16 protein-coding genes are annotated in these 14,096 nt (G+C 33.4%); 7 read left to right on the top strand and 9 right to left on the bottom strand.

The annotated features are described in order from the left end of the window. Positions 1-80: 80 nt before the first annotated feature. Positions 81-458: a hypothetical protein gene (locus B0M43_RS16375; protein ID WP_078007284.1), complete on the top strand. Its 378-nt coding sequence runs from the start codon at positions 81-83 to the stop codon at positions 456-458. A 77-nt stretch (positions 459-535) separates the two neighbouring features. Here the strand turns inward: B0M43_RS16375 and B0M43_RS16370 are convergent, their stop codons facing one another. Continuing rightward, positions 536-883, bottom strand: coding sequence for a helix-turn-helix domain-containing protein (locus tag B0M43_RS16370; protein ID WP_078007285.1), 348 nt, complete (start codon positions 881-883; stop codon positions 536-538). 104 nt (positions 884-987) lie between these two features. On the opposite strand from B0M43_RS16370, the gene B0M43_RS16365 reads away from it, so the two are divergent. Both B0M43_RS16365 and B0M43_RS16355 read left to right on the top strand, forming a co-directional pair. Next, on the top strand, positions 988-1,731 hold the full coding sequence (locus tag B0M43_RS16365) for an SDR family oxidoreductase (RefSeq protein ID WP_078007286.1): 744 nt from the start codon (positions 988-990) through the stop codon (positions 1,729-1,731). Between the two features lie 518 nt (positions 1,732-2,249). Further along, positions 2,250-3,287 (top strand): IS110 family transposase, encoded by a 1,038-nt coding sequence (locus B0M43_RS16355; protein WP_078006195.1) that lies wholly within the window; start codon positions 2,250-2,252, stop codon positions 3,285-3,287. A gap of 98 nt (positions 3,288-3,385) precedes the next feature. Here the strand turns inward: B0M43_RS16355 and B0M43_RS16350 are convergent, their stop codons facing one another. The 7 genes from B0M43_RS16350 to B0M43_RS16325 form a co-directional block, all read right to left on the bottom strand. After that, complete coding sequence (locus B0M43_RS16350; RefSeq protein WP_246860138.1) at positions 3,386-3,823, bottom strand: PRC-barrel domain-containing protein; 438 nt, start codon at positions 3,821-3,823, stop codon at positions 3,386-3,388. A 207-nt stretch (positions 3,824-4,030) separates the two neighbouring features. Then, positions 4,031-4,186 carry a hypothetical protein gene (locus tag B0M43_RS24470; RefSeq protein WP_165606673.1) on the bottom strand — a complete coding sequence of 52 codons (156 nt, stop codon included), beginning with the start codon at positions 4,184-4,186 and terminating at the stop codon, positions 4,031-4,033. Between the two features lie 192 nt (positions 4,187-4,378). After that, the gene (locus tag B0M43_RS16345) at positions 4,379-4,756 is read right to left on the bottom strand and encodes a nuclear transport factor 2 family protein (RefSeq protein ID WP_078007287.1); all 378 of its coding nucleotides are present in this window, start codon (positions 4,754-4,756) and stop codon (positions 4,379-4,381) included. Between the two features lie 375 nt (positions 4,757-5,131). Further along, complete coding sequence (locus B0M43_RS16340) at positions 5,132-6,133, bottom strand: NADP-dependent oxidoreductase (protein WP_078007288.1); 1,002 nt, start codon at positions 6,131-6,133, stop codon at positions 5,132-5,134. A gap of 21 nt (positions 6,134-6,154) precedes the next feature. Further along, positions 6,155-6,922: an SDR family oxidoreductase gene (locus B0M43_RS16335; protein ID WP_078007289.1), complete on the bottom strand. Its 768-nt coding sequence runs from the start codon at positions 6,920-6,922 to the stop codon at positions 6,155-6,157. A 157-nt stretch (positions 6,923-7,079) separates the two neighbouring features. Then, positions 7,080-7,670, bottom strand: a complete 591-nt coding sequence (locus B0M43_RS16330; RefSeq protein WP_078007290.1) for a TetR/AcrR family transcriptional regulator — start codon at positions 7,668-7,670, stop codon at positions 7,080-7,082. A gap of 186 nt (positions 7,671-7,856) precedes the next feature. Beyond that, positions 7,857-8,753 (bottom strand): AraC family transcriptional regulator, encoded by an 897-nt coding sequence (locus B0M43_RS16325; RefSeq protein WP_078007291.1) that lies wholly within the window; start codon positions 8,751-8,753, stop codon positions 7,857-7,859. Between the two features lie 245 nt (positions 8,754-8,998). Here B0M43_RS16325 and B0M43_RS24760 point away from each other — a divergent pair, with 245 nt between their 5' ends. Continuing rightward, positions 8,999-10,000, top strand: a complete 1,002-nt coding sequence (locus tag B0M43_RS24760) for a carboxymuconolactone decarboxylase family protein (RefSeq protein ID WP_168199951.1) — start codon at positions 8,999-9,001, stop codon at positions 9,998-10,000. Positions 10,001-10,097: 97 nt separating this feature from the next. On the opposite strand, the gene B0M43_RS16315 is transcribed toward B0M43_RS24760, so the two are convergent. Further along, positions 10,098-11,387, bottom strand: coding sequence for a hypothetical protein (locus B0M43_RS16315; RefSeq protein WP_078007292.1), 1,290 nt, complete (start codon positions 11,385-11,387; stop codon positions 10,098-10,100). Between the two features lie 441 nt (positions 11,388-11,828). Between B0M43_RS16315 and B0M43_RS16310 the strand changes: the two genes are divergently transcribed. The 3 genes from B0M43_RS16310 to B0M43_RS16300 all read left to right on the top strand — a co-directional run bounded on the left by B0M43_RS16310 (position 11,829) and on the right by B0M43_RS16300 (position 14,001). After that, positions 11,829-12,074, top strand: coding sequence for a hypothetical protein (locus B0M43_RS16310; RefSeq protein ID WP_065449904.1), 246 nt, complete (start codon positions 11,829-11,831; stop codon positions 12,072-12,074). Positions 12,075-12,641: 567 nt separating this feature from the next. Next, a complete protein-coding gene (locus tag B0M43_RS16305) occupies positions 12,642-13,424 on the top strand; it encodes a polysaccharide lyase (protein WP_065449903.1) in 783 nt (260 codons plus the stop codon). 295 nt (positions 13,425-13,719) lie between these two features. Then, positions 13,720-14,001, top strand: coding sequence for a hypothetical protein (locus B0M43_RS16300; protein WP_078007294.1), 282 nt, complete (start codon positions 13,720-13,722; stop codon positions 13,999-14,001). Positions 14,002-14,096: the final 95 nt, after the last annotated feature.

Raw genomic sequence — 14,096 nt, 5'->3', positions numbered from 1 at the left:
CTCATAAATAATATCACAATCTTAAGCCAATTTGCATTTTATTGATTTTCATAAGTTTATCTTTAATAAAATATAAAATTATGTCAGATAAAAACAAGAAGTCGTTTGGAGTTTGGATGGATACTCATCAAGCCACAATAGTTGGAAAAGAAAATGTAGATAATGGCGAATTCATTGTATTGGGACATGTGAAAAATGCAGGACCAGATAACAATTCGAGTGAAAATGCTGCCAACAATCAGGAAATTACGCTAACGCAAAAATTTTTCAAGGAAATTGCCAGTAAGATGCCTAATGTTGATCAAATTCACATTACCGGAACCGGACAAATTCAGGAGCAGTTCCTAAAATTTCTAGCAGAAACTCCACAGTATAAAAATGCAATAACAAGTGAAAGCACCTCTAATGAAATGAGTGATGAAAATTTTACTGCATACATTGCAGAACATTTTAACTAGATCTTACAACAGTTTAAAAAAATGCCTTAGATAATACTTATCTAGGGCATTTTTCTTTTACTATTAAAATACTCCCGTTAGCCAGCAATAATAACTTTTCGGTGTTTTATTCCCCATTCGGCCAGATCGTTTATGATCGTTTTTAATGTCAATCCATATTCCGTGAGCTGATAATGAATTGTAACAGGCTGCGTATCGAGAACTGTCCGTTTAATGAGTTTATTGATTTCAAGATCCTTCAATTCCTTGCTTAACATTTTATTGGAAATTCCGTTTACATCATTTAAAATATCTGTAAATCTTCTTTTATTATGATAACAGATAGAAGAAATGATAGAAATCTTCCATTTCCCATTCAATATATCCATTGTATCGTGAACGGCCATTATCTCTTTGCTGTGTTCCACCTGACATTCGTTACTCATAAGTTACTTTGTTACTCAAACGTTACTGTTACTTTTGGTTACAAAGTAACAAAAATAAACTTAACTGAATTAACTTTGCGGGTATAAATTTAAAATATAATAAAATGAATTTCACAAACAAAAATGTTCTGATTACAGGAGGAACTACAGGAATAGGATTAGCAACAGCAAAAGAATTCATAAAATCAGGCGCAAACGTTTGGATCACCGGAAGAAACAGCGAAAACCTAAAAAAGGCTGCTGACGAAATTAACAGTCCAAAATTGAAAACTATAGTAGCTGATACTGCAAATTTGTCTGATATTTCACTTTTAGAAAAAGCTTTTGCCGAAACCGGGAATACATTAGACACGCTTTTTTTAAATGCGGGAATTGCAACTTTTAGCGCAATCGAAGAAGTGACAGAAGCTGATTTTGATGCGCAGTTTAATACCAATGTTAAAGGTCATTTCTTCACGCTTCAGAAACTACTTCCTCATTTAGCAGCTGGTTCATCGGTAATATTTACTTCGTCAACCGTTGCAACTGCAGCCAATTTAGGAAGCAGTGTCTATTCGGCTACAAAAGGAGCTTTAAATAAAATCGCTCAAATCGCTGCAAACGAATTGGCGGGCAGAAAAATTCGTGTCAATATTGTGAGCCCTGGCCCTGTTTCAACACCTGGACTTCATAAAGCTGTACCAGAAGAAGCAAAGGAATTTCTTTCAGGTGCCACTGCAATGCAACGATTAGGTGACCCTGCAGAAATCGCGAAAACGGTATTGTTTCTTGCTTCGGATGATGCAAGTTTTATTACCGGAACTGAGCTGTTAGCAGATGGTGGTTATATCAATTATGCGCTAAAATAAATTTGTCAACATCTAATAAATAACCAAAAATAGATGATATAAAAAATGCTAAATCAAATGATTTAGCATTTTTTTATTTACTGCTTGTGGCTTGCTTCAAAAGCGTATTAACGTTGGAGAAAATTTCTAATGTAAGATATTCTAATCAATACCCTTAATATTAGCGATTCTCAAATTCTCTGCGGTTGTAAAAAGCGTCATCATCACTATCATAACCAGAACCCGGATCATTTTCAGGATAATACGACTTCATTACTCCTATGTTTGCATAGTTAGAAAATCAATCTTTCAAATATCTATATTTGGATATCATAAAGTGAAAAAGGGTGAGAGTCGATTCGCGACTAAATGACTCAGGAAGTACATTGACGCAGAGATACCGCCTCATTCTTTTTTATCTTTTAGAGTCTGAACAGAATGTAAGGAACTACGCAGGTCGTATTATCCAGAATATCCAACCAGGAGAAAAGACGAAGGAAGATTCATCACTTTATAATATTATTTAAAATTAAGGAGTTATGAAAGTATTGAAACAGGTATTAGGAATTGATGTAGCGCAAAAAGAATTGGTAGTTACTTTAGGAAGACTCAATGATGATTTATCGATTGAACTGTGTGCTTATTCTGTTTTTAAAAATACAGATAAAGGTTTTTTAAAACTTTCTCAATGGATTGATAAGCTTACAGATAAAACGACCAAAGTTCGATATGTAATGGAAGCTACAGGTGTTTACCATGAGAAGTTCGCCCATTATTTAGATGAAAAAAAAGAGGATTTAAGTATTGTACTGCCCAACAAAATCAGTAATTATATACGAACTCTTGAGATCAAAACAATTACAGATAAAACGTGTTCTGAGGCCATTGCCAGATTTGGACTGGAAAGAAAACTCGATAATTGGAAAAAACCAAAAGCGATCTACAGAACCTTAAAACAACTTACACGTGAACGCCGTCAAATTACAGATGAGAGAACCATAGTAAAAAACCAACTGCATGCCGAAGAGGCAGAAGCAATGCCTCATATTTCAAGTATTGAACGTTCAAATAGAAGGATACATTTTTTAAACACCCTTGAGAAAGAAATTAAGAATGAGATCGAAAGTAGTATAAAAGAGAACAAAGAACTTAGTAAAGACATCAGTAATATCTGTACAATACCGGGTATTTCAATTTTGACTGCAGCAACTGTTATTGGCGAAACAAACGGATTTGAGCTTATACGCAGTAAAAAACAGCTTACAAGTTATGCAGGACTGGATGTAAAAGAAAAACTCTCAGGAACATCAGTAAAAGGCAAGCCGTCAATTTCCAAAAGGGGTAATAGATATTTAAGAAGCTGCCTGCATCTGCCAGCTCTAAGCAGCATAAAATGGGATGATAATTTTCGCGACCAATACAGTAGAATAGTAGCAAAACATGGCATCAAAATGAAAGGATGTGTAGCGGTACAGAGAAAATTATTGGAACTGATTTATATTCTCTACAAAAATAAAGCAGTATATGATAAAGATTTTGAATCAAAAAAAATAGCGTGCCAGCATAAAAATGCATAAACACGCTATACAGTCTAGCGCTATGGCTGACTAAGGCTACAAATTTAATAATATAAAAGATAAATAACCAAGACAGCTAAAAATAAAATTTATATTTATTAGGAAATCAACACAGAATCTCTGCGTTCGTACTCTCTGTCAAAATTTTGTTGTGTGTTGTATCTGCTTGTATTTCTAAAAGTGTCATATCCAATACTATTGGCCATAACAATTTTCGTGTCTTTATTTATGTTTACAGATCCTATTGGTATGATAATGTGGCTGTCTCCTTCTTTATAAATAAATTCTTTTCCGCTGTCGTTTGCTATAACATCACGCACTTCATTACGATTGTCCTCTATTAATCCTTTATCCAATTTTACATCAAGATAAACAACGCGCTGCATATCTTTATTTACCCAAAGATTATCAATTTTACCAATGGTATGGTTCTCAGAGTCTACTATCTTCCATCCTCTTACATCAGAATAGTCTGAGGCAATTTTATAATTAGATAGTTCGTCTAGCCTGTATAAGTTTTTGTCTTTATTTTCCATAATTTTTTATTGTTATATATTGTTTTTCTTCCAAGTATAACTGCAGCAATTGAGATCTAAAGCGGTTAATAGCTTTAACTCTACTGCCACAATAAATTTTTAATCTTACATCTCATTCCTGTTTACAAGTCGAGAGTATCAATTTTCTAATTTCCTTACTTCGGGAAGCCACAATATTGGTTTCTTTTTTCCTTTTATTGCGTACTATTATTGTGCACCTGTAGTGTTTTCTACCTCTATAGTACTTTCACTGTTAGCTTCATGATCTTGTACAAAGACATAGTATATAAGTGCTGCAATGATTAATATTGCTACGATCCAAGGCCATACAGGTTTCTTTTTCTCAATTTTAATTTCTGCCATAACTTACTTTTTTTTTGATTATTAATAGTTTTTAAAATACTATTTAAAGGTACAAATGACAATAGATTAAAAAGTACTTAATTTCATCAGGATGTTACACAATTCCCAGCATATTAAACCATTACTTTATTTTGGTATATATAAAAAGAGCCCGAATAATATCGGGCTCATAAGTATTAAATGGATTTCGGTTTACTGTTGCGACAATTCGGTTTCAGTATGCAGTGCGCAGACCCAATTGTCTTGTTCTTTTATCCATGTCGAAGTGCAGGCGCATTTTACAGGAGTCTTTTGTTGATCATCTGCTATTGCTAATGTTATCGAATATCCTATTATTGCGGTATTTTCAGTAATTAATTGCGATTCAACATCAGAAATATTCAATACTTGTATTTTATCACCATCGCCTGATTCGAACATTTTTTTAAAAGTAGCCTGATCTACACTTTGTACTCCATTTTTACCGGCGATTATGCAAGGAAAGCGAGTAAGCTTTTTTACCGTTTCATAATCGTGATTTTCCATTCCTTTCCAATATTCTTTTTCCAGTTCAATAATTTGCGTTTCCATAATACATCATTTATTAATTAAACAGTTTTACAAAGTTCAAATTAATATTAAAATGCAGGAATACTTTTAACATAGATTTAATTGTCAGAAAACAAAAACAAAACCTATATAAATATCTTATTATAAATAGAATAGCTTCTAAATTTTGATGATTTTTTGTCTTGTCAGGTTATTTCATCGCACACTTCCAATTCAAAATTAGTCTTTGATTTTGGTACAAATCAGTTAATACCATTACCAGTTAAAAATCATAATTGATTCTTCATATTATTACCTTATAGGGCCACAATGAATGCATGAAAAAGAAAGACACATTCATAACTATTTGGTAAGGCTATGGACTTTTTTTAAATTGAAAAGTGTGGATTGAAATATTTATTTCACTTTAAGCACTACTTTACCTTTTGTACGTCCGCTTTCGACATAATCTAGGGCTTCATTGGCTTTTTCAAAAGAAAAAACTTTATCCAGAACTGGCTTGATTGCTCCTGACTCAATAAGTTTTGTAATTTTACTTAATTGCTCACCGTTAGCTTTCATAAATAAAAAAGAATAATCAACATTTTTTGCCTTTGCTTTTTTACGAATACCGGAACTTAATAATGATAAAATGATTCTTACCAGCCAGGGTGCTTTTATTTCTTTTGCAAATGCAGGTGTTGGAGGACCTGAAATAGAAATTAGTTTTCCACCGGGTTTTAATATTCTTAAGGATTTTTCGAGTGTTTTTTTATCCTGGCTATTTAATACAACATCATAATTACTCAGCCTATTTTCAAAATCACTGTTTTTGTAGTCAATAGTAAGATCTGCTCCAAGTTTATCCAGAAAATCGAAACTTTTGGCACTTGCTGTTGTAGCCACCGTTGCTCCTAAATATTTTGCGAGCTGAATAGAAATTGTACCAACACCGCCGGAACCCGCCTGAATAAATACTTTTTGTCCTTGTTTAACTTTTGCATTTTCTACCAAAACCTGCCAGGCAGTCAAAGCTACTAACGGAATCGATGCTGCTTCTTCCATAGAAAGATTCTTTGGTTTAAGTGCAACATCTCTTTCATCAATGGCAATAAATTCTGCAAATGTTCCTATCCGATGATCTGCCGCTCTTGCATAAATTGCATCACCTACTTTAAATCTTTTTACATTTTTACCCACCTGAGTAATAATTCCTGCCACATCGTGCCCCAATATCAACGGAAGTTTATAGGGCAAAATAAGTTTAAACTCTCCGGTTTTTATTTTTGAATCTAAAAGATTGATTCCGGCTGCATAAACTTCAACCAGAACATCATTGTCTCGTACTTCCGGAACTGGTACATCTGCCAACTGCAAAATTTCTTTCTTGCTGTATTTATTTATTATAAATGCTTTCATTTTATATCTTTTAAATTCTCGTTACTGCTTAAGGTCTGCGTATATTTTTTTAGGATTCACCAAATTAAAAGCCAACTGCGGAAAAAACCGGCTAACGATGTACAACAATTTGCTGTCTCCTACACGAATAGTAAACTGATCTTTTTTAATTCCTGAAATAAGGGCTTTTACCAATTTTTCAGGAGTCATTTTCTTGTCGTTTCTTTTCGCAGTCATGGCTGTTGCTACAACGGGAGGAAGCAGTTCGAATACTTTTACATTACTGTTTAAAATCTCTAAATTCTTTCTTAGTATTCGGGTATAAAAGCTTAAAGCCGCCTTTGTTGCCGCATAAGTTGGTTCTTCTAAAGCCGGCACCATACTCAAAATAGAGGTTGTATTTATGATCGCGCTTTCTGGTCTTGATTTTAACATCTCTATAAAAAGTGTGTTGAGTCTTATAACACCAAAATAATTGATATTCATTTCGTAAATCGCATTTTTTAAAATTTGCTCACTTGCAATGGCTAGATTTAGTGCAGGAGTTCCAACACCCGCATTATTATACAAAATATCTATTCCGCCAAGAGCAACAGCTTGGTCATAAAGTGCTTTTGCATCCTCAGGATTTTCAACGTCACTTTTGATAATAGTTACGGATGGAAGCATTTTTTTTGCATCCTCTAGTTTCTCTTGATTCCTTCCTGTGATGATGACACGCGCACCTTCGGCTAAAAATTGCTTTGCCGATTCGAAGCCAATACCGGAAGCACCTCCCGTAATTAATATTGTTTTACCTTTTATGTTCATTATACTTTATTTAAAGAATTGTTTATACTCACCAACACGAACATCAAACTTATTTTTCAAGAGCCAAAAAATCATCTTCAAACTCTAACTTCGCTTTTTTTTTGAATTTAGATTATTATAAAATATACTTTTTAGTCTATTTTAAAGCAAAAAAAAATCATATGACGTATTGTTCTAATTCAGATTTTAAACTTTTTACAAGTCCCTGCATAGGTTTTGCTGTACCCATAACTCGGCACATTACAATACCTCCTTCGACCGATGCTGTTAATTTGAACGCAAAAACAACGGGATCCAGTTTAGCTGAAAATTCACCTGTATTTATTCCTTCCTGAAGTAAACCCGCTAATTCCTGCTGGCCGCTTCTAAATACTTTTGCTACTTTCTCTTTTATAAGAGGATAATTATCATCTGCTTCTACAGCAGTATTAAATATAGGGCAACCTCCTGAAATATAAGTTTCTATTGGGTTTTTATAAAAATCTAAAAAGGCAAATACTTTACCTTTTATTGTTTTTGCCTGATAAACCGCAGCTCTGATTCTGTCTGAAACCAATTTTAACGACAAATCAATAACCTGTTCTGATAAATCTTCCTTATTCTCAAAATGACCATACAGACATCCCTTTGTAAGTTTGGTAGCTTCGAGTACATCATCAATATTAACCCCCGAAATGCCTTTTTCATTATAAAGCGGCACTGCAGTTTCCAGTATAAATTGTTTTGTTCTTTCGGCCTTAGTAAGCATTTCTGTAATTAATTAGATTGCAAATATACTAAAAAGTATATTTAAAACACAGAATGTACCTGAATTTTATTTTTTAGTTCTCCTTTTAAATTTCCTAAAAAGATGAGGGAAAGCAAGTTATTTCAAATAAAACCCTTCTTTAAACAACTTTTTACAAATAAGGTGAGAGTATTTTTTTTGTTTAAATTATACATTTACACGATATTGCAGTGGTGTAAGTCCTGTCTTTTGCTTAAATAATCGGGTAAAATGCTGTTGGTATTTAAAACCTAATTCATAAGCAATATCACTCACCGATTTTTCGTGATCGAATAATATTGTCTTTGCCTCATCAATTAATTTTGACTGAATATAATCTAAAGCCGTACTTCCGGTTTCTTTTTTTATGAGATCTCCAAAATAATTAGCGGAGAGAAATAATTGTTCTGCACAATAACTTACTGAAGGAAGTCCTAAAGTTTTAGACTTGCCTGACGTAAAATAATCGTTCAGCAGATTTTCAAAACGAATGAGAATATCTTTATTGATATGAGTTCTGGTGATAAATTGCCTGTCATAATACCTCATACAGTAATTCAATAAAAGTTCGATAGTAGAAACAATGAGTGTTTTACTATGCTTGTCGATATTCTGATCAATTTCGGTCAGGATTTTTCCGAAACAATCGTTGATCACTTTTCTTTCTTTTTTAGACAAATGCAATGCTTCATTTACTTCATAAGAAAAAAATGAATAGTCCTTTATTTGACGTGCAAGAGTTGTCCCGGCAAGCAAATCAGGATGAAAAACGAGCGCTTTGCCCCACGGCTTAATAATTTCGTTTCTGCCATCAATCCCGTAAATCTGACCTGGTGAAATAAAAACCAGCGTACCATCTTCATAATCATAAGACTGGCATCCGTAACGCATATCTCCGCATTTAATGTATTTCAAAAAAACAGCATAAACGCTCATATGTCTTTTAAAATACTGGTAAGTTGGTATTTCATCAAAATCGACAATACTAACAAAAGGATGTAAAGTCTCTGCTCCTACTGCATCATTGTATTGCTTGACGGTTTCAATCCTATCAATTCGTTCCATAACCAAAAGTTTGTTACAAATTTAGCAAACAGAGTGCTGCTGCTGACCATTTTGCTGCAAAATCAGTAAAAATGGTAAATACATCTGTAGTATGTATACAAAGAGATGCGTTACAATTCCGAAATTTGTAAGAGCTAAAAGTCTTTTCTTATTGAAATTACCTAAACATTAATTTTTACATCATGAGCTATAAAAAATTTCTGAACTCTATAAGTATATTCACTTTTTTGATAATTATAAATACAATGACTGCACAGCAAAAAAATAAAAATGAACAGGCGTTAAATACACACCAACAAAGCATGGCGGCTATTGCCGCACTTACTGCCACAGGAAATTTAGACCAATTAAAACCTGCAATAAATAAAGGTCTTGATGCCGGACTTACCGTAAATGAAATAAAAGAAGCATTGGTACAGCTTTACGCCTATTGCGGATTTCCCCGAAGCTTAAATGCGATCAACACGCTAATGGCGGTTTTGGAAGAAAGAAAATCTCATGGAATAAAAGATACTGAAGGCAAACAAGCTTCTGAAGTAACTGTAAAAGACAAATACCAATCAGGAAAAGAGAATCTTCAAAAATTAACGGGGAAAGAAGAAACCGGACCTAAGACAGGTGCCGCTGCTTTTGCTCCTGCGATAGATACTTTTTTAAAAGAACATTTGTTTGCCGATATTTTTAATCGCGATGTTTTGAATTTCCGTCAGCGAGAATTTGTAACCATTTCAGCATTAGCCGCAATGCCCGGAGTCGAACCACAACTAAAGGCGCATCTTAATATGGGTAAAAATACCGGAATCACAGATGCACAGCTTTTGGAGCTTACTTTTATTATCGAAAAAACAGCAGGAAAAACACAAGCCAATGTTTTAAGAAACGCTATTGGTGAACCTGTTACGCCAATTATCGAACCAGATATGATGGTGAGAATTTCTGAAATCGAAATTATTCCGGAATATCTGGAAGAATACAAAGAGATACTTAAAAAAGAATCATCAGAATCAGTAAAACTTGAAGCAGGAGTTATTGCCATTTATCCGATGTTTCAAAAAGAAAATCCAGCACAGATTAGGATAATAGAAATATATGCCAATCAAAAAGCCTATAAATCTCATTTGCAGACACCCCATTTTCAGCATTATAAAACTGCAACTTTAAAAATGGTAAAATCTTTAAAATTGGTAGACATGACTGCCTTAGATCCTGAAATGATGCAGCTTATTTTTGAAAAGATCGGAAAATAATTATAACGAAATAAACCAATATCCAATGATTTAGGTTATTTAGAACTTAAAATATGGATAATTATAGACTTCTTTTGAAAAAAAGATCTTTATCGAATTACTCTTTTAAGTTCACTTCTTTTTTCTCGCCATCCTTATCTATTGTTACTCGCTTTTCAATATTTGCCTTATCTATATAGCCTTGTCTGGCCGTAGCATAATTTGTTGAAGACCCTGTATACCCCCAATAGTTATAATAATTGGTATAGCCGGATACATATGAATAATTATAAGAATTAGAAAAATCAAAACTGGCCATAACCACATACGTGCCCGGCATAAGATCTGCGAATTCAAAATGCCCCTGATCATCATAAACTTTGGCTTTTTTGACACCATATCCAAAATCAGAATTCAAAGGAACCTCGGGCATTTTTTTCTGTTTTCGAATTTTCTTGTTGACTTCAGCCCATTCGTCATAATAGGCAGAACTAGGGAAAAGTGTGATTTCTGTACCTTTTGGTGCAAATTGTTTCTTGGCGGTATTCACCAAACCACCCAATTTCTTACCAGCGTCAGATCGTGCATATGCCGTACCAGTAATAACACTGCTGCCTTTAGAAATCTGCTGAGCGACTTTTTCTTTATCGAATTTGTTTTTAATAGGCTGATAATCCAGCTCCTCGTTGGTCGTAATTTCCCACATACCTTTACCCATAGACATTTCGCGCTGCCAGAGACGATGGTCCTTTTTGTCTACAATATAATTATAAATGGCATTTGTATTTTCTTCCAAAACAGTAACCAGCCATGCTTCGTGCTTACCAGTCCTTGGAGAGTTATAAATGAAACTTTTTACTTCCTTGATTGTGTAGTATTCTACAGGAACAGTAGCATCATCACTATAATAGAACTGAGGGAAACGGGCTTTATAACCTACATCTAACGGCAGTGTTAAAATCATATTATCCGTCCATAACCAGTCAAAAAACACCTCTTTGGGATTCAAATTCAGCTTTTTATTTTTTTTAGTTTTCTTGGTATAATAATTTCCTGTAACCTTTTCACCAAAGTTAAGATCAACTTTAGCTTCCTTAGCATCACTAATATAAGTGATAGGTTTAAGAGTTTGAGCATCCGCTACACTGGTGCGGGCTGTACTAAATGAATTGTCTTTTGGAGTATAGGAATTAGTCAGACTCAATTGGTTGTTGGCTGCCACAATATCATAAGTTACTGTTCCCTGCTTTACCCAGCTTGTATCTTTAACATAATATACGGTAAAGAGCGACTTTCCGGGTTTAATGTATTTGGTATTGACGTCCTTACTGCCGGGTGCAACTGCCTTTTGACATAATGCAGCAAATGGAAACAGACTAACTGCTAAAACAAGCGCATAAAATTTCATATAAATAATGCTAAAGTTAACGAGAAACAAATTGCCTTATGGATCAATTTATTAATCAAATATAATAAAAAAGTTTTTTTATTACGGCCAAAATTACTGAAGGCAGATACAAAAAACAATACCTGCTTTCATGGATATTTACTACCAAAAGTTGTTTTACATCTATTTCTGATTTCAATTCTTTGTAGCTGTTAGTACAAAATAAGGATTCCTGGAAACTCGCAAACAATAAAGTTAAAATCATTAAATGAAAATTTTTCTTATAATGATAGTAATAGCCCTTTTATTCCAAAATGAATAGTATTCCATTTGTTAGGTGAGAATTTAACAATCCTTCCTGAAAATTGTATAAATTCTACTGCGGTAAAAAATTTAATTTTAAATAATTCTAATTAGAACTATTAGAACATTGTTTATGCTATTAATTTTAAACCGATTTATATGAACTACGAAAATTACTCTTATAGCACTGAAGAATTTTCAGGCGATATGACTTACTACGAAGAGCAGCTGTTATTAAATTATGATGATTATCTTGATGCTTTTCAGGCTAAATTAGCTGCCAGTAACCATTACAACTTAGAACTTGGAGACCTGAAAGAGGATTTAGAAGATGATTTTGATTCGGAATATGACGAAAATGACTGGGAAGAAGAAGAATCAGATGATAATCCCAAGGCCAAATAATAGGAATCAGGAAGAACCACCGCTCTTAATGCTAAAATTAAAACAGGATTCACGGTTTTGTTATAACAGGTGAAAAAACAAATTTTAAAAAGAGGATATACTGAAAAGTATATCCTCTTTTTTAATTAATAATTGATCTCGTTTTTACACGATAAAATAGTATCATATCTTGAATCTCCCTTTTTGCATGACATTTCTTTTTTTTTAAATACTTTTTTGTGAATAATTTATAGTATATAATTCTACTTACAACAAAAGTGCATCTAATTCTTAATTATTTAAATACTACATAATTTTTTATCATTTTATTTAATGATATCATTTTATAATACCTAAAAAAGTATACAAAATTCACATACAAGATTTTTACGTACCTAAAATCGTACTTTTTTACTCCACTTTCAAATTCTTATTAATCAACTTTGCTATATCAATTATAAAACACTGTTTTTTAGTTGCTTAATTACTGATACCGATAAAAAAGGCTTCTCTTTAATATCATTTGATGTAATTAGAATCTATTGTTTTACTAACCATTAATTGTTTACTAACCTTAAAGTTTTAAAAATGAAAAAATTCTTCAAATTGACAAGTTTGCTATTTATTATGGCATTAGTGTTTAATTCCTGTGAAAAGGAACAAGATCTAAATGAGCCGCAAGCAACTAACAAAGAAACATTACAAAGTGCTACAGATGCGCAGCAAAACACTAACAAAGCTGCTGCTGCCTTAGCAGGCGGTGGTGCCGGAGCCAGAACGATTACATTGCAAACCAATACACTATCATGTCCCGGTGGTTTGTGTACATCTTACGGCGTTTGGTCAGGTGGTGTTTATACCGTTTGGTTCCAAATGAAATTTAATTCCGGATTTTATTGGAGCAGAGGTGGTAAATGCGGATACGGTATACTAATTGGCGACCAGAACACCGGTGGCGATCCAGGATGGGATGGCAACGGCGGTAGTGCCAGATTTATGTGGTATTGCCCAAGTGGATCAAACACTGCCAAAGGAAGTGGGGCTTACCTCCAACCCTACGTTTATTATAAAGATCAGCCCGGACAATTTGGTAACGATTTTGGGAAAAAATATTATATACAAGAAGGAGTAACATATAACTGTCAGATATCTGTGAAATTAAATACCGGATCAAATACGAACGGATATGTCAAATATTATGTAAATGGTACAGAAATACTAAATCAGACCATTCGTTGGGTAACTAACGATTCTAAACGAAATGTCAATGCAGTAAGTCTTCATACCTTCCGTGGCGGTAGTCAAAGTTACTGGACAGCTCCGGTAACAAGTTCTATTTATTATGCTAGTGCCTCTTGGGATGCTCAATAAATAGTTGCAAAATTATTTCACAGATCGATAGTTAAAAATTCCATTTCTTGAAACTGTCTTCAAAAAGTTAGATACTATTTGAGGGCAGTTTTTTTTAGATCGATTTTTTTTCTTTCTAATATGTCTCTTTATAAATCACTCATAATTAAAGAACTCTTACTTAAAATTCTATAAGAACAAATAATACTGTTGTCCTTAATTTTGGATAAGGCCATAAGATCTATAAATAATAATTTCTAATCACTTGGCACTACAAATAGTAATCTGAAAATTAATACATTTTAAACACACTGATATGATAACAGACGACAACAAAAATTACAATCCGGGAGATCGTAATTTAATGCAGGATTTACAAAATCAGTTGCAACCTGAAAATTTTAATAACGGAGATGACCCAACTGTGGAATCAATCTCTTATCAAAATACCGATTTTACTTCTGATGATGCTTCTGACAGAGAACCACTATCTGAGACTGATCTAAATGAGGACACTCAGGAGGAAGATGAGGCCAATAATCCCGAAGAAAACTTTGATGAAAATTACAGTGAATCTGAAAATTTTGCAACAGATTGATTTGAGAAAATCTTACAGGATGATATCAAAAACCTTAAATTATATCCCGAATCCTAACTCAGAAGTTTAATTTCAAACTTTTATATCAATACAAA

This window comes from Flavobacterium sp. KBS0721 (genome assembly GCF_002007065.3).
GTDB lineage: Bacteria > Bacteroidota > Bacteroidia > Flavobacteriales > Flavobacteriaceae > Flavobacterium > Flavobacterium piscis.
Note: the sequence above shows the minus strand (reverse complement) of the source record. Positions and strands in the feature narration are given on the sequence as shown.